Source organism: Corynebacterium sp. CCUG 70398 (genome assembly GCF_024454055.1).
Classification (GTDB): Bacteria; Actinomycetota; Actinomycetes; order Mycobacteriales; family Mycobacteriaceae; genus Corynebacterium; species Corynebacterium genitalium.
This window is the reverse complement of the sequence record NZ_JAGPYZ010000012.1, coordinates 17,643-41,759: the sequence shown is the minus strand read 5'-3', so window position 1 is coordinate 41,759 and position 24,117 is coordinate 17,643. Positions and strand designations below refer to the sequence as shown.

The window sequence follows — 24,117 nt, the reverse complement described above, 5'->3', positions numbered from 1 at the left end:
GCTGATGGTACTGCACCCGGGAGGGTGTGGGAGAGTAAGTTACCGCCGACCAACAACAACAAAAACAACTCAATACAGACACAAACAACCCCCGAGGAACGGCGCCACACAGCGCCACCCCGGGGGTTAACCGCGTCTGCCTAAACCCACGCTGGTTGTAACGATTCCTCCTCCCCCGAAGACTTCACAGATAGAACCACAAGAACGTGAAAAAAAAGGGGAAACATCATGGGTCGCACCACACTCGCAGCTACCGGGATGGCAGCTATTCTCACCACCGGAGCCGAACTCCCAGCACACGCACACACCACCCCGGCACAACCCGACACCGTAGTAGCAGCGCAAGCAGACACGACCGCAAATAGCACACGCACACGGGCCGAAGAATCCTCCGCATGGACCGAAAGTACACGCTGAATCACCAACGACCTGTCCTCGGATTTTCCGTTCAGTATTGTCAGGTGGATCTCTGCCGCAGCTTCGGTTCCGCTCGTCTTCTTGTTGATTGAATATCTTCGCTACTGGAACAAGCGGAACAACGAACTCGCTGCCGGTATCGGGCGCTAGTACCGGGTTAGTTCGACGGAGGGCGCAGCATCACAGAGAGCGATGCTGCGCCCTTATGAGTCTTTCGCCCATCCAAAGGAAACTGTAGGATGTGACCGATTCAACTCGCAGTGTCGGGTGCCGGAACGAGCGAGGAGGCTCTAGCCATGAGTAAGCACGCGTTGAATGAGGGGGAGAGTGTGCGTGATGCCGTCGATACGCGTCACGCTCCTGCAGCAGCGGCCCGCGCTGTAGCGCTCCGCAAAACGTACGGCGCCGGTGACACGCAGGTCGTCGCCCTGGACGGCATTGATGTCGATTTTGGTCGTAATGAGTTCACGGCCATCATGGGGCCGTCGGGAAGCGGCAAGTCCACGCTGATGCACACGATGGCTGGCCTGGATTCTTTCACGAGCGGCTCCGCCTTCATCGGTGACACGGACCTGTCCACTCTCAACGACAAGCAGATCACCGCGCTGCGACGTGATCGACTCGGCTTCATCTTCCAGTCCTTCAACCTTGTGCCGACTCTGACGGCGGCGGAAAACATCACGCTGCCGACCAATATTGCCGGTGGCAACGTCGATCAGGCCTGGTTCGACGAGATCACGCGGCGCCTCGGTCTGAGTAAGCGCCTGTCGCACCGTCCGAGCGAGCTGTCCGGTGGTCAGCAGCAGCGCGTCGCCTGCGCCCGCGCGCTAGTGAGCCGGCCGGAGATCATTTTCGGCGATGAGCCGACTGGCAACCTCGACTCGAACTCCTCGCGGGAGGTGCTGGAGATCCTGCGCACGGCTGTTGACAATGATGAGCAGACGGTGGTCATCGTCACGCACGACGCCCGCGCGGCTTCTTACGCCGACCGCGTTGTTTTCCTTGCCGACGGCCGGATTGTCGATGAGCTGCGCAATCCCACGATGGAGGACATCCTTTCCACGATGTCCGGAATCGAGAACTAGCCACGATGTCTTCCGCTATGACGAAAGTGTCGCTGCGTAACATCGCGGCGCACAAGCTCCGGCTCGCGCTGACTGTGCTTGCAGTCGTGCTGGGCACGGCGTTCATTTCCGGCTCCCTAATGTTCACCAACATGCTGGAGAAGACGTTCGATTCGGCTGTGGCAAGCGCCTACGCCGATAGCGACGCAGTGGTCCAGCCGGGAGAGAACGCACCGTCGCTCCCTGCGCAGCTTTACGACGACATTGCCGCTGACCCGAAGACCTCCCGGGTCAACATCAGCGCGAATAAAGCCGTTGTCATTGCTGATGCCAACGGCACGGCGTACCAGACCGGAGCGGGCATATCTACCGTCTCAGTGTACTACCCGCCGGAAGAAGCGGTAGGGGAGGCCTACGACATCACCGAGGGGGCCGCGCCGGCTGAAGTCGGTGAGGCTGTCGTGAACGAGAAGGGGGCGGAGCGCTACAACATCAACGTCGGCGACGAGATCATCGTTGTCGATCCGCAAGCCCGCCACACGATGACGGTGACGGGCATGTACACGGATGAGCTGGACCAGGGGGCGTCGTTAAGCTTGCTGGTGAATGAGCCGGCCTACCGCGACATGTCGGCCTCACAAGACACCCTCCCAGGTCTTTCCGTCGCAGCCGCGGACGGTGTGGACGCACCGGAGCTCGTCGCGCACCTGCGGGAGCAGTACCCGGACTACGAGGTCAAAGAAGGCCAAGTGCTTGCCGACGAGACCTCCGAAGAGATCCGCAACGCCCTGTCCTTCATTTCATACTTTCTGATTGCCTTCGGCCTGGTCGGTTTGTTGGTGGGCACCTTCCTCATCGCCAACACCTTCTCCATGATCGTTGCGCAGCGCACGAAGGAATTCGCGCTGTTGCGCGCGCTCGGCGCTTCGAAGGGGCAGATCACCCGCTCGGTGGTGGCGGAGGCGCTCATCGTCGGGTTCATTGGATCCGCACTCGGTGTGATCGCCGGTATGGGCATGGTCGCCGCTATCCGGGCTTTGATGGAGACCCAGGGGATGGAGCTGCCCGGCGCTGGCTGGGGCTTGTCGGTGGATGCGGTGGCAGTGCCGGTTGTCATCGGCACCATTGTGACCATCTTGTCTGCTTGGGCGCCGGCGCAGCGGGCCGGCCAGGTCGAACCGGTTGAGGCGATGCGGTCGTCGGAATCGGCGGCTCCGCAGCCTCTGAAGGTGCGCACCACCATCGGAGTGGTGTTGCTGATCGCCGGTGCAGCTTTCGCCGCGTGGGGAGTGCTGTGGGAGGACGGTTCGACAGGGCAGCGCGCGAGTCTCGTGGGAGTCGCTGCGGTCTGCGTGATCATCGGGCTGTTCTTGGCCGGTCCTGCGCTGTCCCTGCCGGTCGTTCCTGTCTTCGGCCGCGCTATCGGAGCTCCGTTCGGTGCTGTGGGTTCGCTGGCCGCAACGAACTCGCAGCGCAACCCGCGCCGCGCTTCGGCGACGGCGTTCGCGCTCTTACTCGGTGTGGCGCTGGTCACGGTGATCGGCATGTTAGGGGCGACGATGCAGCGCTCGGTCGACGACGTCTTAGAGAACGAGGTCAGCGCCGACATGGTCCTCTACGGCCCCCAAATGGGCGCGTTCCCGGTTCCGCAAGACCTGCCGGAAAAGGCCGAGGGGGTCGACGGTGTGGGCGAGGTAGTTACCTACTCCCGAACCCCGCTGACAGTCGAGGGGGAGTTCGGCTACCAGTTCGGTGACGGCGGTATCACCGACGTGATCGACGGCGACCCGGGCAATCTGATCGCCCTGGACATGGTCGAGGGCACGTCCGACCTCACTGGCGGCGGAGTCATCTTGCCTGAAGTTCTGGCTAAGGAGAAGGGGGTCAGTGTCGGCGACACTGTCGAGGTCGCGGCGCCAGGAGTGCCGGCCCCGCCCGCAATGGTCGAGGTGAAGGGGGTGTTCGGGGAGTCCAACATTCTGGAGACCTGGGTGGTCTCCAAGGACACCGCGGCTGAGCTCCTGCCGGAGGATGCGCTCAATGTCCAGATGGTCGGCGCCAACGGCGACGGCAGTGTCGACGAGGACACCTTGCGTGCGAACCTCGAGAAGGCGGTCAAGGAAGACATCGTCGTGCAAGTCCGCTCGCCCGAGGAAGTCGGCGGTGAGGCCAAGCAGATGATCAACCAGATGCTCTACATCCTCTACGCGCTGCTGTCGCTCGCGGTGGTGATTGCGATCTTGGGCATCATCAACACCCTCACGTTGTCGGTGATCGAACGACGGCAAGAGATCGGCATGCTCCGGGCCGTCGGCACGCAAAGGCGTCAAGTGCGCATCATGATCATTCTCGAATCGGTGCAGATCGCGGTCTTCGGCGCCATCGTGGGCATCATCACGGGCCTCGCGCTGGGCTGGGCATTCCTCACCGTGCTCGCAGACCAAGGTCTGGAGAATATCGCCTACCCGTGGACGATGCTGGCGATCATGCTGGCCGGCTCCGTCGTTGTCGGTGTGGTGGCGGCGTTGTGGCCGGCGCAGCGGGCGGCGAAAACACCGCCGCTCGACGCCATCGCCGAGTAGCCGGGCACGGTCACACAGTTACACGGCTACACAGTCACATAAACGCCCGCGATGCCCACAGTGTGCCGAACCACGCCGCAATGATTCCGCCGGCTGCGGTGGCTAAAACGTAGCTGGTCAACTGGCCCCATTCTTTGTGCTTAATCATGGTGCCGCCCTCTTTGGCGAGCGTTGAGAGCGTCGACAATGCGCCGCCGAACCCGGCGCCCAAGAACGCGGGCCACATTCCCGGCATGAGGGTGGAAAACCCGAAAACGGCCGATCCGACAATGTTCGCCGCCCACGTACCCACATGGGTGCCGGGCACCAGCGACAGTGCCCATCGCGCAATGCCGCCGAGGAACGCGCCGGCGCCGACCGCCATGAAGAGGATGAACACGACCTCCAGGGCTGCCTCGGTGCCCAGCGCTTCCCGGAGGCCCACGCCGACGAGGCCGTCGGGACCGACATTCCCGGGGATCACGCGGGGGCTCCGGCGCGGTTACGCAAAGCGTCGCCCAGCAGCCATGCGACGATGGCGACTGCCAGCGTGCCGAACATGTACACAGCCGCGAAGAGCGCGCTGGATTGCATGGATGCGAGGGATACGGCGGAAAACGTCGTCAAGCCTCCCAGGAAGCCTTTGCCCCAGAACTCAGGTGGATCGAACAGGCCCATCAGGAAGCACCCGACAATGTTGATCCCCAACGTCACCAGCAGTTCTGCCGGCGGGTGCGACGCCATGAGCGGCGTGAGGGCGAAACGCACCAGCGCGCCGAATGACGCTCCGAAGCCGACAACGAGTCCTTCTCTTACCACGCGGTTCACGGTAGCGGATTTTCGTGGAAATTTGTCAGCGGTGAAGGAAAGATGGGGTGTGTACCCGACGGAGACACACCAGGACTTCAAGGAGCACCCATGGCGCATGAACGAGCAGGTCAACCAGCACGCCCCGACGATCTCATCGATATGGCGGAGGTAGTCACCGCCTACTACACCCGCGACATCGACCCGCAGAACCCGGACCAACAGGTGGCGTTCGGCACATCCGGCCACCGCGGCTCCAGCTTGGACAACGCGTTCAACCAGCAGCACATTTGGGCGACCACGCAGGCGATCGTCGACTACCGTCGCGCCAACAACATCGGTGGCCCGGTCTACATCGGCCGGGACACGCACGCGCTGTCGGAGCCCGCGATGATCTCCGCGCTCGAGGTGCTCTTCGCCAACGATGTCGCAGTGCTTGTCGACGACGCAGGCCGCTACACCCCGACTCCCGCTGTCTCCCACGCGATTCTCGCGCACAACGCCACGCTGTCCGGCGGTGTGACCGGCTCGGACCCGCAGCGCGCGGACGGCATCGTGATCACTCCGTCGCACAACCCGCCGCGTGACGGAGGGTTCAAGTACAACCCGCCATCCGGCGGCCCGGCGGACACTGACGCGACGGACTGGATCGCCGCGCGCGCCAACGAGTATCTGGCGAATGACCTGGAGGGGGTGCACACGACGTCGACAAGCGGTGTGCTCGATGAGCGCGCCGGCAAGCACCCGTTCATGGCGAACTACGTTGCTGACCTGCCGAATGTCGTGGATATTGAGGCGATTCGCAGCTCCGGACTGCACATTGGAGCGGATCCGATGGGTGGCGCCAGCGTCGATTACTGGGGCGCCATTGCGGAGGCGCATGGGCTCAACCTTGACGTGGTCAACCCGCATGTGGATGCCACGTGGCGGTTCATGACTCTTGACACTGACGGCAAGATCCGGATGGACTGCTCGTCGCCGAACTCGATGGCGAGTTTGGTGGCCAACCGCGACAAGTACGACATTGCGACCGGTAATGACGCGGATGCGGACCGGCATGGCATCGTGACACCCGACGCGGGCCTGATGAACCCGAACCACTACCTCGCCGTGGCCATCGAGTACCTCTTCTCCCACCGCGACGGCTGGGGTGCGGACACGGCAGTGGGCAAGACGCTGGTGTCGTCGTCGATGATCGACCGCGTCGTCGCCTCGCTCGGCCGCGAACTCGTCGAGGTCCCTGTCGGCTTCAAGTGGTTCGTGCCGGGGCTTATCAGCGGCTCCGTCGGCTTCGGCGGGGAAGAATCCGCCGGCGCATCCTTCCTGCGCAAGGACGGCACGGTGTGGTCGACCGACAAAGACGGCCTCATCATGGACCTGCTCGCTGCGGAAATCACCGCGGTGACCGGCAAGACCCCGTCAGTCCGCTACCGTGAACTGACGGAGAAGTTTGGGGACCCCGTCTACGCCCGCACCGACGCCGAGGCGAACCGAGAGCAGAAGGCCACCTTGAAGAAGCTGTCCCCGGACCAGGTCACTGCCGACACTCTCGCTGGTGAGGACATCACGGCCAAGCTGACCGAAGCCCCTGGCAACGGCGCTGCCATTGGCGGTTTGAAGGTCACCACCGACAGCGCCTGGTTCGCCGCCCGCCCGTCCGGCACTGAGGACAAATACAAGATCTACGCCGAATCCTTCAAGGGCGCGGAGCACCTTGAGCAGGTCCAGAAGGAAGCCCAAGACCTGGTCAGTTCGGTGCTCGACGAATAAGAATCCGCTAGTGAGGGTGATAGAAACCTCATCACGGGAAACTTCCCGGCACCCCACCCATCGACTAAGGTCATTGAGGTGGCAATTAAGCAAGATGCGCAGGTAGCAGAGGCTGGCGCCGTAGACGGCGGGGACCAGTGGACAGAGGAGACGTCGACAAGCGAACGTGCGCTCGATGTGCTCTCCGCGCTCGCACGCTTCGGACTTGCCGCGATGTGGATTACGTCGGGCGCGTCGAAGCTCGGCAAACATATGACCGTGACGCAGAGCATCGAAGCGTACGAGATCTTCACTCCGCACTGGTCCGGCCTGCTGGCGAACCTTATCGGCCCACTGGAGCTCGCTGGCGGCCTTATTCTGCTGCTGGGCATCAAGATTCGCCCCGCTGGCTGGGTGTCGTTCGGTGTGCTCGTCCTCTTCATCATCGGCCTGGCATCCGCCTATGCCCGCGGACTGCAGATCGACTGCGGCTGCTTCGGGCCCGACCCGGACCACACTGACGGCGATCTGAGGTGGGCCATCATCCGCGACGTCGGGCTGATTGCCGTGACGCTATTCATGATCTACCGACCGTTTAAGAAATTCGCGCTGTACCCGTAGACTTACCTGCTGGAACAGCTTGACCCCGAATGCATAAGGTGATGCACTGTGACTTCCTCTTCTAAGTCGAACACCAAGGGTTCCACCAAGGTGTCCAACCCCAACTCGACCGGCGGCAAAGGCTTCCTCTGGGCGATCCTCGCTCTTCTCCTCGTCGGCGCGTTGGTGATCGGCCTGATCGTTTACAACGGACGCGGCGCGCAGGCTGAACGCATCGCCGAGAACGTTGAGCCCGTCGACGGCGTGAACATGGAGCTGACCGACAACATAATCACTCTGTCCGGCGAGAATAGCGACGGCGCGAAGGAAGCCTCTCTCTACGAGGACTTCGCGTGCAGCTACTGCGCCGACCTGGCGAAGAAGACTGATGCCGAAATGTTGGAGAAGATCAAGGCCGGCGAGGTCAAGGTCCACATCCAGCCGTTGGTCTTCCTGGACGGCACCGGCGAGCAGTACCAGCTCGGCCACTCCACGAACACTCTGGCCGCTGTTCTCGCGCTCGCCGATAAGGGCGAGACTGAGGCGTACTGGAACCTGCGCAAGGCCCTCCTCGAAGAGCAGGAGAGCCTGTACGGCAGCGCTGACCCGGAGAAGCTCGCCGACCTTGCGAAGGGAGTCGGTGCCTCCAAGGATGCGGTTGACGCGATCCGTAACGGCGAGTACGTCGACAAGGCCAAGGAGCTCGGAGAAGCCAACGAGAAGGACCTCGTGGACAAGACCGGTGACCTTTCCTCCCCGCGCGTGCTTGTCGACGGCAAGGATGTCGACTCCAAGCCCCTCGAGAACTGGCTCGACGACTTGCTAGCTAGCTAAAAGTCACTGGCTGCGGGCGATTTTGGTCTCGTCCGCACCCGGTGTATATTGATCGAAGTCGCTTCGCGGAGATCCGCTGAAGTTACGGGGCTATGGCGCAGCTGGTAGCGCACCACACTGGCAGTGTGGGGGTCACGGGTTCGAATCCCGTTAGCTCCACTTTTTTCAGCCCGTGGCCGTTGTGGCCGCGGGTTTTCGCATATTTTGCGGCTCTATGCACCGGTTTTCGTCTCGCACTGCAGAATTCTGAGAGTTTGGTAAGTTCTGTCGCGGATGAGGATGGTTATGCACCAGTTAGCATCCCCTCGTTTCTTTCGGCTATCCACGATCTCACCGCGCTCTTTGAAGGAGTCGTTATGCGCTTGCTCCGCACGTCCTTGACCATCACCGCCCTTACGGGTGCTCTCGCTGTCGGACTATCCGGTTGTTCGGAGCCGAGCGAGGATCCGAACGCCGGCATCGGCGCAGCTGGTGATGACACCGTCCTGACGATCTACACGTCCGAACCGGAGGAGAAGGTCGACGAGATCAACGCGGCGTTTGAGAAAGAGCACCCGGACATCCAGGTCGAGGTGTACCGCGCGGGAACTGGTGACTTGAAAGCACGCATCGAATCTGAACGTGAGTCCGGCCAGGTCGAAGCGGATCTGATGTGGGCGGCTGACGCGCCGACCTTCGAAGGTCTCAAGTCCGAAGATTTGCTCGCCGAGCTCAAAGACGTCGACACCAGCAGTGTCATGGAGGAGGCAGTTGACCCCGAGGGATACTACGTGGGCACGCGCATCATTCCGACTGTCATCGCGTACAACACGGACGTAATTGAGGAGTCGGACGCGCCAGAGTCCTGGGTGGACCTGACGGACGAGAAATTCCGCGACAAGATTGTCCTTCCGGACCCAAGTGTGTCCGGTGCGGCCGCGTTCAACGCCACCGTGTGGATGAATAATGAGGAGCTCGGGGAATCCTGGGTTGAAGGCCTGGGACAAAACAGCCCGATGATTGCGGCGTCCAACGGTCCGACGTCGCAGGAGATCGCAGGTGGCGGCCACCCGGTCGGCATCGTCGTCGACTACCTGGTGCGCGACCTCGCAGAGCAAGGCTCGCCGATCAAGGAGGTGTACGCGACGGAGGGGTCGCCGTACATCACGGAACCCATTGGCGTGTTCGCCAATTCGGAGCAGCAGGAGGCCGCGGAGAAGTACATCACGTTCTTGCTCTCGGAGGCCGGTCAGAAGCTCGCGGTCGAGCAGAACTACCTGCCGGTTATCGACGGAATCGACACCCCGGGCGATGCCCCTGGCCTGGACGATATTGAGCTGATGGACACTGACCTGGAGACGCTGACCGGGGACCGGGATCGCTCGGTGGAGTCCTTCGAGAAGGCCATGAAGTAGGGGCCGTACGTGCAGGCACAGCGTTCGCCGGGCCTCAACGTTGCCCGAATCGGGATTTGGTTACTAGCCGCTGCGATCTTCATTGCTCCGCTCGCGATGGTGGTGTCGCTCGCGCTCGGCGGGAACCAGTTTCCGACGCTTATTGAGCAAGGACTGTGGAGTGCTACCTGGAACTCGACGTACACCACGTTGTTGTCGTCACTGGGTGCAGTTCTCGTAGGCGGTGCTGTTGCGATCTTGTTGGAGCGAACCGACGTGGCCGGGTCTGGTGTGCTGCGTCTTTTCCTTCTGTCACCGCTGTTGGTGCCGCCTTTCGTGGGCGCGATTTCATGGCTTCAGCTGTTCGGCCGCAATCAGGGGCTCAATGCCGTTTTCGGCAAACCAGTGTGGGACATCTACGGTGCAGACGGAATCATCTTCCTGATGACCTTGCACTCCTATCCGGTGGTGTACGTCATTGTCTCTGCCGCGTTGCGTTCGATTCCAGCGGACCTTGAACGAGCTGCATTGGTGAGCGGAGCAGGGAACGCGACTGTCTTGCGCACGGTGACTATCCCGCTTCTCGGACCAGCCTTGCTCAGTGCTTTCACGCTCACCGCTGTGTCAAACCTGGCTGACTTCGGAATTCCGTCAATCCTCGGTTCCCCGGTGCAGTATGAAACGCTGGCCACCATGGTCTACCGGTTCATGGAATCGGGGACGGTGAGCAATCCCCTGCAGGTGGTGTCCACCGTGGGAACGGTGCTCATGCTTCTCGGCATTGCCACCGTGGTCGCCGACTACCTGGTGTCGAAGAACGCTTCCACCACGACAGGTAAAGGGTCGATGAAGCTTCCGCTAGGCAAAGCTCGATGGCCCATCACGATCATTTCCTGGGTTCTGGCACTGTCCATCACACTCGGTCCGCTTCTGGGGCTGGCTTACCGGGCGCTGTTGCCCGCCCCCGGTATCCCGATGACGCTGGACACCATTACGCTCAGCAACTTCACGAACACGTTGTCCAACCCGCGTGTGCAGGACGGTTTCCAGAACTCGTTTGTGCTCGCCGCAGGCGCGGCCCTGTTGTGCGCGCTGCTCGGGTGGAGCATTGGCCTGCTGGTGACGCGAACGCGGGCGCGTTCGAACACTGCGCTAAGTCTGCTCACGTTGCTGCCGTCGGCTCTACCGGGTCTTATCATCGGCGTCGGCTGGGTCATTGTGGGCCGCTACACGGGAATTTACAACACCCGCTGGGTGATTCTGTTGGCCTACGTATGCGCGTTCACGGCAATGGTCCTGCAGGCGGTGCGTGCACCGTTGGCGAAGACTCCACGCGCGATGGAGGAGGCAGCAGAGATCTCGGGGGCGGGCCGACTCCGCGCCCTGTGGGACACCAGTGGCCGAATGGCACTGCCAGCGGTGGCATCCGGGGCGGTGCTCGTTGCAGTCACGGCAGTTCGTGAACTCACCGTCTCGGTTCTTCTGGTCGCCCCTGGCACCACAACGATCGGTGTCCAACTTTTCAACCTGCAGCAATCCGGAAACTACAACCAAGCATCGGCGCTCGCGCTCATTTTCGCGGTCGTTGGCATCGCCGCTTTGGCCCTCACGGTGCGTAACCCCGATAAGGAGACTTAAAGATGAGCGACATCGAAATAAGGGATCTGTCCGTCAAATTCCCTGACGGGACCGAGGGGTTGAAGGACATCACCCTGGACATTTCCAGTGGCGAATTCGTCGCGCTCGTGGGGCCGTCGGGGTCGGGAAAAACCACCCTGCTGCGAACGATCGCGGGCTTCATTGCACCGTCGACAGGCGAGATCCGGATTGACGGAAAAGATCAATCCGCAACACCTCCAGCGCAGCGCAACATGGGCATGGTGTTCCAGCAGCATGCGGTTTGGCCGCATATGAGCGTTGCCGACAATGTCGCATACCCTCTGCGCCGCTCAGGTGCGGCGGGATCAGAGATCACCAGCAACGTTGAGAAGACTCTCGAGACTGTCGGACTTGCCGGTTACGGCAAACGCAAACCTGCGACCCTGTCTGGTGGCCAGCAACAGCGCGTGGCGTTGGCCCGCGCGATTGTCTCCACGCCGAAGGTGCTGCTTCTCGACGAAGCCCTCTCAGCACTCGACGAACCCCTCCGTGACTCATTGCGCCGCGAGTTGGTGTCGCTGACGAAGGGGTCCGATCTGACATCGGTGCATGTCACGCACGACCGGAAGGAAGCGCTGGCCATCGCGGACCGGATCGCGGTCTTGCGGGACGGCAAGCTGGAACAGTTCGGCACCCCGATGTCGATCGTGTCCCGCCCGGCTACTGCCTGGGTGGCGTCGTTCATCGCCGATGCGACACTGTTGGAAGGTGTGGTTGCAGGCGGACGCGTCACCGTCGATAAGCCGGCGTTATCGTGGCCCGTCGACAATGTCACGGTTGTGTCGGAAGACGGTGATGCGTCTGAGAACCAGCGTCTCCTCCAGGACGGTCAGCAGGTCACTGTGGCGGTGCTGCCGGAAGCTGTTTCCATTGACTCGTCATCCTCGGGCACTGAAGTAACTGCTACCGTCACGTCCGCTTTGTTCGAGGTCAGCGGGTTCTCCGTGACCGTCGACCTGGACGGGACAGAGTTCCGTGCGTGGACATCCACCAGCTCTGCGCCCGAGGTGGATGATCAAGTGCAGGTGGAGATCCGTCAACCGCTGGTCTACGTAGACAGCCCGGCGGATGCCTAACATACGGCCATGAGCGCGTGGCCGGACGGAGAACACGGTGTTGTTGATCTTCCGGACGGGTCGCGCCTCAAGGGTGGTAGTTGGAAAAGACTTCGACGCACGCGGCGCAACTATCCGGATTTTCTAGTTCTTCTACTCGGACGTGAACCTGTCGAGGTTCCGTGTCCACATATTTGGGTGCGATGGCCAGATTTCGGTGTCCCCACATCAACTGATCAAGCGGTCGCTGCTCTTCAGCTCGCACGAGAACGGTCTCGGAACGAAAAGGTTGCCATCATGTGCGGCAGTGGGGTCGGGCGCACTGGCACTGCGCTCGCATTACTCACTGTTTTCGATGGACTTTCTGCGGAAGAAGGAATCCGGTGGGTGTGGGAGAACTACCATCCCCGCGCTGTTGAGACGCCGTGGCAGCGCAGGTGGTTGAAATCGATTGTGCTGGATGATCGCCGTTAGGGCCAGCTCAGTCAGCGCAAGATGGCGGGGTGGTGAGAGCGGGTAGCATCGACGCCATGACACAGCCGATCGTCGCAGCCCAAACAGTGAAGACACCGGTGGGGGAGCTGGGGTTAGAAGCGTCGGAAAGCGGGCTCGTGCACGTTGTCTTTGGAGCTGTGCACGGCGAGAGCAATGCCGTCACGCGCCAGGCGGCAGCCGAGATTGAACAGTACTTCGCCGGTGAACGTCGAGACTTCACCGTACCGCTCGACCGCTCCGGCGATGGGTTTCGCACGCAAGCGCAGGCTGCACTGAGTGACATCAAATACGGCTGCACAGAAACATACAGCGAGCTTGCGGCGCGTATCGGCAATCCGTGGGCGGTGCGGGCAGTCGGTTCGGCATGCGCGACGAACCCACTGCCGATCGTCGTGCCGTGCCACCGCGTACTGCGCAGCGACGGATCACTCGGCGGCTACGCCGGCGGACTCGAGATGAAGCAGTACTTGCTGGATCTAGAGCAGAACAACGCCGCGCGCAGCTAGCGTGGAGGCATGACTGCTCCCCAGACTTTCACTAAGACCGGAACTGGACCCCGCGCCGCTGAAGCTGAAGCGGCCTATTTGCGCTGGCTGCGGGAAGGGTCGAACGCTGTCGTCGAGGTTTACAGCGTCAATGTGGAGGCGAACACCCTGACTATCGAGGAGGTCGCGTCCGCCCGGCCAACGCGTGAGGCTGCGCACCGCGCCGGGGAGGAGCTCGCCGCGATCCACGCCATGGGTGCAGACGCCTTTGGCGCGCCTGCAGAGGGTTGGGATGGGCCGAACTATATTGGCCGCGCGCAGCAGGATTGCATCCCGGTGCCGCGCTGGGCGGAGTTCTTCACGGAGCAGCGCGTGCTGCCGTTCGCGGAAAAAGCCCACAAAGGCGGAACGCTGAGCGCCGATGGGCTGGAGACAGTGAAACGCGCGTGCGAGGCACTCGTCGCGGAGGATGAAGACGCCCCGCTCGCGCGCATCCACGGCGATCTGTGGGCGGGCAACCTGTTGTTCTCGCCGGACGGCCCGCGGTTCATCGACCCGGCGGCGCACGGCGGACACCCACTGACAGACATTGCGATGCTCGAGCTCTTTAGCGCTCCGTACGTTAGCGAGATCGCATCGGGCTACCTCGTCGCCGGCGGCGACCTCGGCCGCGACTGGGAGGCCCGCATCCCGATCCACCAGCTTCACCCGCTCGCGGTGCACTGCTACACGCACGGCGCGAGCTACGCCCGCCCGCTTATCGACGCCGCCGAGCGCACCCTCGACCTCACCCGTTAGGGGATTGAACTACTGGTTGTAGCTGCTAAAATCGCAATGTAATACACGTACTACAAACGAGGGTCTGCACCATGGGCGAGGTTGAACGCAAGCTCCAAGAGCTTCTCGCAGAACACCACCGTTCCCACACGGTGTCTATGCGTGAGTTGAACCAGCAAACACGCAGGGTGATCGATCGTGTGCAATCGGAGGGGGTTGCTTTGACCATCACAGACCGCAGCAAGCCGGTTGCGGAAATCCGGCCACTGAGCCAGCGAACCGGAATTGACCGGTTAGAGGACCTCGGACTGATCATGCAGAGGGGCGTACCCATGGAGATCAACTGGGAGCCCATTGAGGGAACCGGTTATTCGCTTGAGCAATTCCTCGAAGACCGCAAGGACAACCGCATTGACGCGGCGCTGAGTAGTGAATTCTAGTGGTGCGGTTTACGTAGACACGTCAGCGCTCATTCCGCTCGCCGTCTCCGAAGTGCATAGTGCGTGGGCGAAGCAAGTGCTCGACGATAAAGATCTCGTCAGTTCTGTGATCGGAAAAGTCGAACTCGCCCGTGTTCCCAAGAGAACGGAAGAGTTTGGCGCACAGATCCTCGGCCTTGCGGCGAAACTGAGTCTCGTCGGTTTGAATAGCGAGGTCGTGGAATTTGCAGGGGCGATACCTGGTTTCCTGAAGGCGCTCGACGCTATTCATCTGGGGACCTGGCTTCTATTGCGTTCTCGTGAGTTCCACTGTGATTTCGTCACGGCAGATCGACAGTTAGCGCGTGCAGCCACGACTGTCGGTGCAACGGTCATCCATCCGTTTGGAAGCGAACTCTAGGTTCTCGGGGCGGGGGCGTCAACGCCACCACGTGTCGGCGGGACCAGGCGGAAGGTGGCGCTTGTGCTGGCCGACGGCCCACAGGTGCTCGAGACGCTTTGCCGCATCGTCGGGAACCTGCTTCCCCTCGAGATAGTCGTCGATGTGGGGGTAGGTGATGCCGAGGGCTTCTTCGTCGGGAAGCGCTGGGCGATCGTCCTCGAGATCGGCGGTGGGCACCTTTTCATAAAGGCGCTTGTCGGCCCCGAGGTGTTCCAGAAGCTGGGCGCCCTGGCGTTTGTTGAGGCCCGCGAGAGGGACGAGGTCGGCCGCCCCGTCGCCGAACTTGGTGAAGAAGCCGGTGACGTTTTCCGCCGCGTGGTCGGTGCCCACGACGAGGAGGCCGAGCTCGCCGGCGATCGCGTACTGGGTGATCATGCGCATGCGGGCTTTGACGTTGCCTCTATTGAAGTCGGTGAGCTCGGCCCCGTCGAGTGCGGCGGCTACTGCGCCTCCCATTGCTGTCGTGGCCGGTTCGATGTCGACGGTGACACGGCGGTCAGGCTGGATGAAGTCCAACGCGAGCTGCGCGTCATCCTCGTCGGACTGCACACCGTGGGGGAGACGGACGGCGACGAACTGGCACTCGCTGGAGGGGTCGTTGGCACGGACCTTTTCCACGGCGAGCTGTGCGAGCCGTCCGGCGAGGGTGGAGTCCTGCCCGCCGGAGATCCCCAGCACGTAGCCGCGGGCACCAGTCACGGCGAGGTAATCGGCGAGGAAATCGACGCGGGCGGCGACTTCCTCCGCTGGATCGATAAAGGGCTTCACAGCCAGCGCGTTCACTATCTCTCGCTGCGTGTTCCGGTCGGAGTCTGACATGACAGCCATGGTAGCCGGGTGCACTATGTGGGGCATGACTTCAACTGAGGCTGTGTCCACCACGAGTTCTACAGCATCGGCGCAGCAGCGCAGGTACGTCCGTACGGTCGCCGCGATCGCGGCGTTCGGCGGGCTTCTTTTCGGTTATGACACCGGCGTGATGAGCGGCGCCTTGCTGTTCATCACGCCCGAGTTCGGCATGTCGCCCGCGCAGGAGGGCATGGTCACCGCGATGTTGCTCGTCGGCGCTGCACTCGGCGCTGTCAGCGGCGGGGCAGTGGCGGACAAGTTGGGCCGTCGTGTGACGCTCATTCTGGGCGGAGTGCTCTTCGTCGCCGGGTCGGTGTGGTGCGCGCTGGCGACGTCTCCGGAGATGCTCGGTACGGCCAGGGCATTCCTGGGTGTTGCAGTGGGTGCGGTATCGATTGTCACGCCGATGTACATCTCGGAAATGGTGCCGGCAGCGGTGCGTGGTCGGCTCGTGTCGCTCAACACGCTGATGATTGTGGTGGGGCAGTTGCTCGCGTACGTGGTCAATTCGCTTCTCGCACCGTCGGGCAGCTGGCAGCTCATGCTGGGTGCGGCGGCGGTGCCGGGCGCTGTCTTGGCTGTGGGCATGGTGTTCTTGCCGGACACGCCTGTCTGGCTGTCGCGGCATGGGCGTATCAGCGACGCCCGCGCCGTCGCCTCCCGCACCGGCATCGACACCGACGAACTCGCGCAGGCAACGCGCGAGGACGCGGAGGTGCGTGCAGCTCAGCAGGGCCAGTGGCGCACCTTGGCGGGGTCGAGGTGGATGCGCATGACGGTGCTCGTGGCCGCTCTGCTGGGTGTGACGCAGCAGATCTCCGGTGTCAATGCCATCGTCTACTTCGCTCCGACGATGATGAACAACGTCGGGGTGTCTACTCAGAACTCGGTGTACACCTCGATGGTGATTGGTCTGGTGTCGGTGGTGGCCTGTTACATCGGCCTGCAGCTAGTGGACAGGATCGGCAGGAAGCGGCTGCTGCTCGGCGGTCTGACGCTGAACGTGATCTTCCTGGTGCTGCTGGCGGTGGTGTACCGGGCGGCTGAGGCGAATACGTCGTTAGCAATGCTCGCGCTGGCGTTCATGGCGTTGTTCATTGCTTCCCAACAAGCTGCGGTGTCGCCGACGACGTGGCTGCTCATCTCCGAGCTGGTGCCTCCGCAGATCCGCGGCGTGGGAATGGGTGTGGCGGGTCTGGCGCTGTGGATGGCGAACTGGGCGGTGGCGCAGTTCTTCCTGCCGCTCGTGGATACCGTGGGGGCGACGGCGACGTTCGTGATGTTCGCGATGTGCGGTGTCGCGGCCGCCGGATTTGTCAAGGTCATGGTTCCGGAGACGGTGGGCCGCACCCTCGACAGTGTGGCTGGTGAGATGAAGCAGCGTTTTGGTGGTTAAGGGGCTGCTCGGGTAACATGGTCCCCCGTTGTGCGGCAGCGCCTGTCTTGGCGCGCCGTGATAAATAGAGGCACTCACGCAGAGCCTATTGTGTCAGCAGAGTCAACAAAGAAAGGAGCGCCCGATGAAGGTCCGCAAGTCGCTTCGGTCGCTGAAGAACAAGCCGGGCGCCCAGGTTGTGCGCCGCCACGGCAAGGTGTACGTGATCAACAAGAAGGATCCGCGTTTCAAGGCCCGTCAGGGTTAAGCGGTTCTTAGCGCCAGCGCCCCCGTCTTGCGTGCGAAAGCTCGCGGCGGGGGCGCTCTCCATTTTCCAAAGAATGTGAAATAAGTCACTTTTCCGGGAAAATTTCACCCGTGTAAGCCATTCTGGACGCGTAAAACATTCCGGGGTAACTACATGTAGGTGATTTAGTGGCCGTATCCTGCAAATACCATGATTGTAACTACTATATGTAGTAGTGGTTGCTTGTTTTTCCTACAACGTATAGTGTTTCAAAGTGTTCGCCCCCGGGATGTGAACAGCTGGTTGTTCCCCGGAAGCCAACAGGCCCAAGTGCCACGTTCAAAGCCGTGTAATCAGAGCAGTTTTCCCGAGCAGAAAAGAGTCGTCCCCGCCATGTCCATCACCCTCTACACCAAGCCCGCATGCGTGCAGTGCAACGCGACCAAGAAGGCCCTCGACCGCGCAGGTCTGAACTACACCACTGTGGACATCTCCCTGGATGATTCCGCCCGCGACTACGTGATGGCGCTGGGTTACCTGCAGGCCCCGGTCGTGGAAGTTGACGGTGACCACTGGTCCGGTTTCCGTCCGGACCGCATCCGCACCCTCGCTGAGGCTGCCGCCTAAGCTCGATTCCCACTGCCCGTTAAGCCGTCACCAGCTGGCGGCTTATCGTATGCCCGAAGATAGGTGAGTAGCGCATGCTGGTGGTTTATTTCTCCTCTACGACGGAGAACACGCACCGGTTTGTCGGCAAGCTGGGTTTGCCGGCGGCACGCATTCCGCTGCGCCGCACGCAGCAACCACTGACAGTGGAGAAGCCCTATGTCTTGGTTGTGCCGACGTATGGGGGAGGGGCGTCGATAAGCGAAGGGAACTCGCGCCCCGTGCCACCGCAAGTTATCCACTTTCTCAATGACCCGCACAATCGCGGGTTGCTGCGCGGTGTGATCGCGGGAGGCAACTCCAACTTCGGCCCTGATTTCGGCCGGGCAGGCGAGGTGATCTCCGCTAAGACGGGCGTGCCCTACCTCTACCGCTTCGAAATGATGGGCACCGAATACGACGTCACGCACGTGCGTGATTCTCTTATCGCCCACCGCGAGCGGCTCGGGTTGGACCCGATGACATCCACGGAAAAAGATCGGCTCGACGGGCACGTGCAGACCCGCGTCGACGACAGCGCGCGACGGCTTGCACAGTTGCGCGAGCGCTACCAAACGGTGTGAAAACAGACTTCACAACTTCATAGCTGTACCTCTCCTATAAACGCTCCATGAACTCCCGCACAAGAAAGGCCCGACTACAGTGACCGCCACAACGGGAAAGACCGTCGCTGAGCCCGTCGACACGGCAGATCAGCTCGACTACCACGCGCTCAACGCGCTGCTGAACCTTTATGACGAGAACGGCCACATCCAGTTCGACAAAGACCGTGAGGCCGCGAACCAGTTCTTCCTCCAGCACGTCAACCAGAACACCGTCTACTTCCACGACCTGGAAGAGAAGATGAACTACCTGGTGGAGAACAAGTACTACGAGCCGGACGTCATCAAGGCCTACGACTGGGACTTTGTGAAGTCCACGTTCAAGCGGGCCTACGCCTTCAAGTTCCGCTTCCAGTCCTTCCTCGGCGCGTACAAGTACTACACCTCCTACACGCTGAAGACCTTCGACGGCCGCCGCTACCTGGAGCGTTTCGAAGACCGCGTGGCCATGACCGCACTGTTCCTCGCCGACGGCAACGAGGAGATCGCCTCCGCGCTTGTCGACGAAATTATGACCGGCCGGTTCCAGCCCGCCACCCCCACCTTCCTCAACGCGGGTAAGGCACAGCGCGGCGAGCTGGTGTCCTGCTTCCTGCTGCGTATCGAGGACAACATGGAGTCCATCGGCCGCGCCATCAACTCCTCCCTGCAGCTATCGAAGCGCGGTGGTGGTGTGGCGCTGCTGCTGAGCAACATCCGCGAGTCCGGCGCGCCGATTAAGCACATTGAGAACCAATCCTCCGGTGTCATCCCCGTGATGAAGCTGCTGGAAGACTCCTTCTCCTACGCCAACCAGCTCGGCGCCCGCCAGGGTGCTGGTGCGGTGTACTTGAACGCGCACCACCCGGACATCATGCGCTTCTTGGACACCAAGCGTGAGAACGCGGACGAGAAGATCCGCATCAAGACGCTCTCGCTCGGTGTGGTCATCCCGGACATCACCTTTGAGCTGGCCAAGCGCAACGACGACATGTACCTGTTCTCCCCGTACGACGTCGAGCGCGTTTACGGTGTGCCGTTCGCCGACATCTCTGTCACGGAGAAGTACGACGAGATGGTGGAAGACCCGCGCATCCGCAAGACGAAGATCAAGGCGCGCCAGTTCTTCCAGACGATCGCCGAGATCCAGTTCGAGTCCGGCTACCCGTACATCCTCTTCGAGGACCACGCGAACCGTGCGAACCCGGTGAAGACGGGCCGGATCAACATGTCCAACCTGTGCTCGGAGATTCTCCAGGTCAACTCTGCCTCCGTGCTCAATGAGGACCTGACGTACGACACGATCGGCCACGACATTTCCTGCAACTTGGGCTCGCTCAACATTGCGATGGCAATGGATTCGGACAACTTCTCCCGCACCGTCGAGACCGCCATTCGCGGCCTGACGGCTGTCGCGGACAAGACCTCGATCGATTCGGTGCCGAGCGTGCGCGAGGGCAACGATGCCTCGCACGCCATCGGCTTGGGCCAGATGAACCTGCACGGCTACCTCGGCCGCGAGCACATCGAGTACGGCTCCGAGGAAGGCCTGGACTTCACCAACGCCTACTTCGCCACGATCATGTACGAGTGCCTCAAGGCCTCCCACAAGATCGCCGTAGAGAAGGGCCAGCGCTTCGCGGGCTTCGAGGACTCCGAGTACGCCAGCGGCGAGTTCTTCGACCGCTACAACCCGGCCGACTTCCAGCCGAAGACGCAGCGCGTCAAGGAGCTTTTCGACGGCTCCTCCGCCCAGCCCCCGAGCGCTGAGGAATGGGAGCAGCTCAAGGCCGATGTCGCCCGCGACGGCATTTACAACCGTTACCTGCAGGCGGTTCCGCCGACCGGCTCGATCTCCTACATCAACAACTCGACCTCGTCGATCCACCCGATCGCCTCCAAGATCGAGATCCGCAAGGAAGGCAAGATCGGCCGCGTCTACTACCCGGCGCCGCACATGGACAACGAGAACGCTGACTACTTCAAGGACGCGTACGAGATCGGTTTCGAGAAGATCATCGACACCTACGCTGAAGCCACGAAGTACGTGGACCAGGGCCTGTCGCTGACGCTGTTCTTCAAGGACACCGTCACCACCCGCGACATCAACCGCGCCCAGATCTACGCGTGGCGCAAGGGCATCAAGACGCTCTACTACATCCGCCTGCGCCAGATGGCGCTCGAGGGCACTGAGGTTGAGGGCTGCGTGTCCTGCATGCTCTAGGTTTTCTGTGCCCTGTCGCACCCCGAGGGTCGGAACCATCGCGTTCCCCCCTCGGGGTGCGACATTTTTGGGGGAGGGGTTGGGTGCGTCGTCAAGCAAATGCCCGTAACCCTCTAGGATGGGTGGCATGACCCACGAGGAGACCCACGATTACGAGGCGTACGTCGAATCCCACCCCGCGCCTTTGAAGGCCGTGAACTGGAACAGCATCCCTGACGACAAAGACCAGGAGGTATGGGACCGCCTCACCGGCAACTTCTGGCTGCCGGAGAAAATCCCGGTGTCCAACGACATCCCGAGTTGGAACACGCTTAACGACGCAGAACAGCTGTCCACGATGCGCGTGTTTGCCAACCTGACGCTGCTGGACACGATCCAGGGCACCGTCGGTGCGGTCTCCCTCATCCCGGACGCGAAGACACTGCACGAGGAGGCTGTGTACACCAACATCGCGTTCATGGAGTCCGTCCACGCGAAGAGTTACTCGAACATCTACATGACGCTCGCGTCGACACCGCAGATTAACGATGCCTTCCGTTGGACCGAAGAAAACGCCGAGGTGCAGCGCAAAGCCAAAATCATTCAGAGCTACTACTGCGGCGACGATCCACTCAAGCGCAAGATCGCCTCGGTGATGCTGGAGTCCTTCCTGTTCTACTCCGGCTTCTACCTCCCGCTGAACTGGTCGGTGCACTCCAAGCTGACCAACACCGCCGACATCATCCGCCTGATCATCCGCGACGAAGCAGTGCACGGCTATTACATCGGCTACAAGTACCAGGTCGGCCTGCGCGACGAGTCCCAGCAACGCCAGGACGAGCTCAAGGAGCACGCCTTCGACCTGCTCTACGACCTCTACGACAACGAGATCCAGTACACCGAGGACCTCTACGATCCGCTCGGCTGGACCGAGGACGTCAAGCGCTTCCTGCGCTACAACGCCAATAAGGCACTGAACAACCTCGGTTACGAGGGACTTTTCCCGGTCGACGAGACGCGCGTGTCGCCCGCCATCCTGGCATCGCTTGCCCCGAACGCCGACGAGAACCACGACTTCTTCTCCGGCTCCGGCTCCTCCTACGTCATCGGTAAGGCCGAGGACACGCAGGACGACGACTGGGACTTCTAACCCGTCCCTGACCTGTGGGTCCCATGCCCCGACTGGTCCATTTTTGGGCCGGCCGGGGCATTCTTTGGCTTAACCTATTCCGGGGTTATACCGCCCCCGTTCTGGGTTGAAATCCGGGCATCGCCGGGCATGCGGTAGTCGGGTGCCTGGTGGTTACAGCCCAGTTCAGGGCTGTGAGCTGGGGGAGTGGTTGCCCCCGGAATGAGCAGCGCGAAGAGGCTGCACGTCATCTGGATTTTCGCTGGACCGCTGGTTAAGATGAAGCGGTATTAGCCGCGCCCTATCTATGCTCTCTGCGAGCTGATTCTCGTCAGCTCCGGGAAGGCTTGGCCGGGGCGCCCCCGGGAAATCCCACTGGGGGTGGAGCGGCTGAGGTTAATTCAGGAGGATACGTATGACTGCTGTGGCACCACGGCTCGACGCTGATGTCGTCGAGGCTGCACCGGCACGGCCGGAGCCGACCGGCAAGGCCCGCAAAGGCACCCGCCTTTGGGACCTGATGACCACCACGGACCACAAACAGCTGGGCATTTTCTACATCATCTCGGCGTTTATCTGGTTCTTCGTCGGTGGCCTGATGGCCCTGTTGATCCGCGCGGAGCTTTTCTCCCCGGGTCTCCAGTTCCTTTCCAATGAGCAGTTCAACCAGCTGTTCACCCTGCACGGCACCGTGATGCTGCTGGCATTCGGTACCCCGATCGTGTGGGGCTTCGCCAACTTCGTTCTGCCGCTGCAGATCGGTGCCCCGGATGTCGCTTTCCCGCGTCTGAACGCGTTCGGCTTCTGGATCACTACCGCTGGTGTCATCGCCATGCTCGCCGGCTTCCTCACCCCGGGTGGCGCTGCCGACTTCGGCTGGACCATGTACATGCCGCTGGCTGACTCGATCCACACCCCGGGTGTGGGCGCTGACCTGTGGATCCTCGGTGTCGGTGCAACCGGTATCGGTACCCTGGCCTCCGCCATCAACATGGTGACCACCGTGCTCACCCTGCGTGCGCCGGGCATGACCATGTTCCGTCTGCCGGTGTTCACCTGGACCATCTTCGTGGCCTCCATCCTGGCCCTGATGATCTTCCCGCTGCTGACCGCTGCAGCCCTCGGTGTGCTCTACGACCGCAAACTCGGCGGCCACATCTTCGACCCGGCCAACGGTGGCGCCATTCTGTGGCAGCACCTGTTCTGGTTCTTCGGCCACCCCGAGGTCTACGTCCTCGCACTGCCGTTCTTCGGTATCATCTCCGAGGTCATCCCGGTCTTCTCCCGCAAGCCGGTCTTCGGCTACATCGGCCTGGTCTTTGCAACCCTGGCCATCGGTGGCCTGTCCATGGCTGTGTGGGCGCACCACATGTACGTCACCGGTGCGGTTCTGCTGCCGTTCTTCTCCTTCATGACCTTCCTGATCGCTGTTCCGACCGGCGTGAAGTTCTTCAACTGGGTGGGCACCATGTGGAACGGCCACCTCACCTTTGAAAGCCCGATGCTGTGGTCCGTCGGCTTCCTGTTCGTGTTCCTCTTCGGTGGTCTGACCGGCATTATGCTGGCTGCCCCGCCGCTGGACTTCCAGCTGTCTGACACCTACTTCGTTGTCGCGCACTTCCACTACACCCTCTTCGGTACGGTCGTGTTCGCGTCGTGCGCAGGCATCTACTTCTGGTTCCCGAAGATGACGGGCCGCATGCTCGACGAGCGCCTGGCGAAGATCCACTTCTGGCTCGTCATGATCGGCTTCAACATGACCTTCCTGGTCCAGCACTGGCTGGGCAACATGGGTATGCCGCGCCGTTACGCCGACTACCTGGACTCCGACGGCTTCACCCTGCTGAACCAGATCTCTACGATCGGCTCCTTCATCCTGGGTATCGCCTTCCTGCCGTTCATCTGGAACGTGTACAAGTCCTGGCGCTACGGCGAGGTCGTCACCGTCGACGACCCGTGGGGCTACGGCAACTCCCTGGAGTGGGCAACCTCCTGCCCGCCTCCTGGCCACAACTTCACCTCCCTGCCGCGTATCCGCTCTGAGCGCCCCGCGTTCGAGCTGCACTACCCGCACATGGTGGAAACCCTGCGCCGTGAGGCCCACACCGGCCACCACGACCCGCGCTCTGAGGCAACCACCCCGGAAGAGAACGAGCACACTGGCTCTGACTCCCGTGAGTCCGAGACCGTGACCTCTGCTTCGCAGCGCACTGCCACGGAGACCGTGACCAAGGTGCGTCCGGCAGACGGCCGCGACTCCGGCTCCACCAAGGCGACCGACTAATAGGCCACTCCTGAACTAACCGGCA

23 protein-coding genes and 1 tRNA gene are annotated in these 24,117 nt (G+C 61.9%); 21 read left to right on the top strand and 3 right to left on the bottom strand.

Translation table 11 applies throughout. The features are described from left to right. Positions 1 to 713 precede the first annotated feature (713 nt). Complete coding sequence (locus tag KBX07_RS10725; protein WP_255998612.1) at positions 714 to 1,502, top strand: ABC transporter ATP-binding protein; 789 nt, start codon at positions 714 to 716, stop codon at positions 1,500 to 1,502. Between the two features lie 5 nt (positions 1,503 to 1,507). Then, positions 1,508 to 4,063, top strand: a complete 2,556-nt coding sequence (locus tag KBX07_RS10720; protein WP_370687290.1) for an ABC transporter permease — start codon at positions 1,508 to 1,510, stop codon at positions 4,061 to 4,063. A gap of 34 nt (positions 4,064 to 4,097) precedes the next feature. Here KBX07_RS10720 and KBX07_RS10715 read toward each other — a convergent pair whose 3' ends face one another. Further along, the gene (locus KBX07_RS10715) at positions 4,098 to 4,526 is read right to left on the bottom strand and encodes a CrcB family protein (protein WP_255995887.1); all 429 of its coding nucleotides are present in this window, start codon (positions 4,524 to 4,526) and stop codon (positions 4,098 to 4,100) included. Beyond that, entirely contained in the window at positions 4,523 to 4,870 is a 348-nt protein-coding gene (locus tag KBX07_RS10710) for a CrcB family protein (protein WP_005288775.1), read from the bottom strand. The genes KBX07_RS10715 and KBX07_RS10710 overlap by 4 nt, the downstream gene beginning before the upstream one ends. Positions 4,871 to 4,960: 90 nt before the next feature. On the opposite strand from KBX07_RS10710, the gene pgm reads away from it, so the two are divergent. The 12 genes from pgm (at position 4,961) to KBX07_RS10655 (ending at position 14,716) form a co-directional block, all read left to right on the top strand. Further along, positions 4,961 to 6,619 (top strand): phosphoglucomutase (alpha-D-glucose-1,6-bisphosphate-dependent), encoded by a 1,659-nt coding sequence (gene pgm, locus KBX07_RS10705; RefSeq protein WP_256024096.1) that lies wholly within the window; start codon positions 4,961 to 4,963, stop codon positions 6,617 to 6,619. Between the two features lie 177 nt (positions 6,620 to 6,796). Then, a complete protein-coding gene (locus tag KBX07_RS10700; RefSeq protein WP_255998620.1) occupies positions 6,797 to 7,219 on the top strand; it encodes a MauE/DoxX family redox-associated membrane protein in 423 nt (140 codons plus the stop codon). A 48-nt stretch (positions 7,220 to 7,267) separates the two neighbouring features. After that, complete coding sequence (locus KBX07_RS10695; protein WP_005288784.1) at positions 7,268 to 8,032, top strand: thioredoxin domain-containing protein; 765 nt, start codon at positions 7,268 to 7,270, stop codon at positions 8,030 to 8,032. A gap of 86 nt (positions 8,033 to 8,118) precedes the next feature. Further along, positions 8,119 to 8,191 (top strand) — tRNA-Ala (locus KBX07_RS10690). A gap of 197 nt (positions 8,192 to 8,388) precedes the next feature. Beyond that, on the top strand, positions 8,389 to 9,426 hold the full coding sequence (locus tag KBX07_RS10685; RefSeq protein ID WP_256024094.1) for an ABC transporter substrate-binding protein: 1,038 nt from the start codon (positions 8,389 to 8,391) through the stop codon (positions 9,424 to 9,426). Between the two features lie 9 nt (positions 9,427 to 9,435). Continuing rightward, positions 9,436 to 11,043, top strand: a complete 1,608-nt coding sequence (locus KBX07_RS10680) for an iron ABC transporter permease (protein ID WP_005288789.1) — start codon at positions 9,436 to 9,438, stop codon at positions 11,041 to 11,043. Positions 11,044 to 11,045: 2 nt separating this feature from the next. Further along, positions 11,046 to 12,140, top strand: a complete 1,095-nt coding sequence (locus tag KBX07_RS10675) for an ABC transporter ATP-binding protein (RefSeq protein ID WP_256024092.1) — start codon at positions 11,046 to 11,048, stop codon at positions 12,138 to 12,140. A 9-nt stretch (positions 12,141 to 12,149) separates the two neighbouring features. Then, on the top strand, positions 12,150 to 12,593 hold the full coding sequence (locus tag KBX07_RS11480; RefSeq protein WP_370687246.1) for a protein-tyrosine phosphatase family protein: 444 nt from the start codon (positions 12,150 to 12,152) through the stop codon (positions 12,591 to 12,593). Between the two features lie 56 nt (positions 12,594 to 12,649). Further along, positions 12,650 to 13,120: a methylated-DNA--[protein]-cysteine S-methyltransferase gene (locus tag KBX07_RS10670; RefSeq protein WP_256024091.1), complete on the top strand. Its 471-nt coding sequence runs from the start codon at positions 12,650 to 12,652 to the stop codon at positions 13,118 to 13,120. Positions 13,121 to 13,129: 9 nt separating this feature from the next. After that, positions 13,130 to 13,897 carry a fructosamine kinase family protein gene (locus KBX07_RS10665; RefSeq protein WP_256024089.1) on the top strand — a complete coding sequence of 256 codons (768 nt, stop codon included), beginning with the start codon at positions 13,130 to 13,132 and terminating at the stop codon, positions 13,895 to 13,897. A gap of 71 nt (positions 13,898 to 13,968) precedes the next feature. Then, entirely contained in the window at positions 13,969 to 14,316 is a 348-nt protein-coding gene (locus KBX07_RS10660; RefSeq protein ID WP_005288803.1) for a type II toxin-antitoxin system Phd/YefM family antitoxin, read from the top strand. Then, a complete protein-coding gene (locus KBX07_RS10655) occupies positions 14,306 to 14,716 on the top strand; it encodes a type II toxin-antitoxin system VapC family toxin (RefSeq protein WP_256004609.1) in 411 nt (136 codons plus the stop codon). Before KBX07_RS10660 ends, KBX07_RS10655 begins: the two co-directional genes overlap by 11 nt. An 18-nt stretch (positions 14,717 to 14,734) precedes the next feature. Here KBX07_RS10655 and nadE read toward each other — a convergent pair whose 3' ends face one another. Then, on the bottom strand, positions 14,735 to 15,586 hold the full coding sequence (gene nadE / locus KBX07_RS10650; protein WP_256024087.1) for an ammonia-dependent NAD(+) synthetase: 852 nt from the start codon (positions 15,584 to 15,586) through the stop codon (positions 14,735 to 14,737). A 25-nt stretch (positions 15,587 to 15,611) separates the two neighbouring features. On the opposite strand from nadE, the gene KBX07_RS10645 reads away from it, so the two are divergent. The 7 genes from KBX07_RS10645 (at position 15,612) to ctaD (ending at position 24,092) form a co-directional block, all read left to right on the top strand. Further along, a complete protein-coding gene (locus tag KBX07_RS10645) occupies positions 15,612 to 17,003 on the top strand; it encodes a sugar porter family MFS transporter (protein ID WP_050748866.1) in 1,392 nt (463 codons plus the stop codon). A 124-nt stretch (positions 17,004 to 17,127) separates the two neighbouring features. Continuing rightward, complete coding sequence (ykgO, locus tag KBX07_RS10640) at positions 17,128 to 17,250, top strand: type B 50S ribosomal protein L36 (RefSeq protein ID WP_005288826.1); 123 nt, start codon at positions 17,128 to 17,130, stop codon at positions 17,248 to 17,250. A gap of 372 nt (positions 17,251 to 17,622) precedes the next feature. Then, a complete protein-coding gene (gene nrdH, locus KBX07_RS10635) occupies positions 17,623 to 17,856 on the top strand; it encodes a glutaredoxin-like protein NrdH (RefSeq protein WP_005288829.1) in 234 nt (77 codons plus the stop codon). A 74-nt stretch (positions 17,857 to 17,930) separates the two neighbouring features. Beyond that, the gene (gene nrdI / locus KBX07_RS10630) at positions 17,931 to 18,458 is read left to right on the top strand and encodes a class Ib ribonucleoside-diphosphate reductase assembly flavoprotein NrdI (RefSeq protein WP_255998592.1); all 528 of its coding nucleotides are present in this window, start codon (positions 17,931 to 17,933) and stop codon (positions 18,456 to 18,458) included. Positions 18,459 to 18,537: 79 nt separating this feature from the next. Then, positions 18,538 to 20,700 (top strand): class 1b ribonucleoside-diphosphate reductase subunit alpha, encoded by a 2,163-nt coding sequence (gene nrdE, locus KBX07_RS10625; RefSeq protein WP_255995876.1) that lies wholly within the window; start codon positions 18,538 to 18,540, stop codon positions 20,698 to 20,700. A gap of 127 nt (positions 20,701 to 20,827) precedes the next feature. Further along, the gene (gene nrdF / locus KBX07_RS10620; RefSeq protein ID WP_005288840.1) at positions 20,828 to 21,829 is read left to right on the top strand and encodes a class 1b ribonucleoside-diphosphate reductase subunit beta; all 1,002 of its coding nucleotides are present in this window, start codon (positions 20,828 to 20,830) and stop codon (positions 21,827 to 21,829) included. A gap of 394 nt (positions 21,830 to 22,223) precedes the next feature. Beyond that, positions 22,224 to 24,092, top strand: a complete 1,869-nt coding sequence (gene ctaD, locus KBX07_RS10615; RefSeq protein WP_255995874.1) for a cytochrome c oxidase subunit I — start codon at positions 22,224 to 22,226, stop codon at positions 24,090 to 24,092. The last annotated feature ends 25 nt before the right edge of the window (positions 24,093 to 24,117 follow it).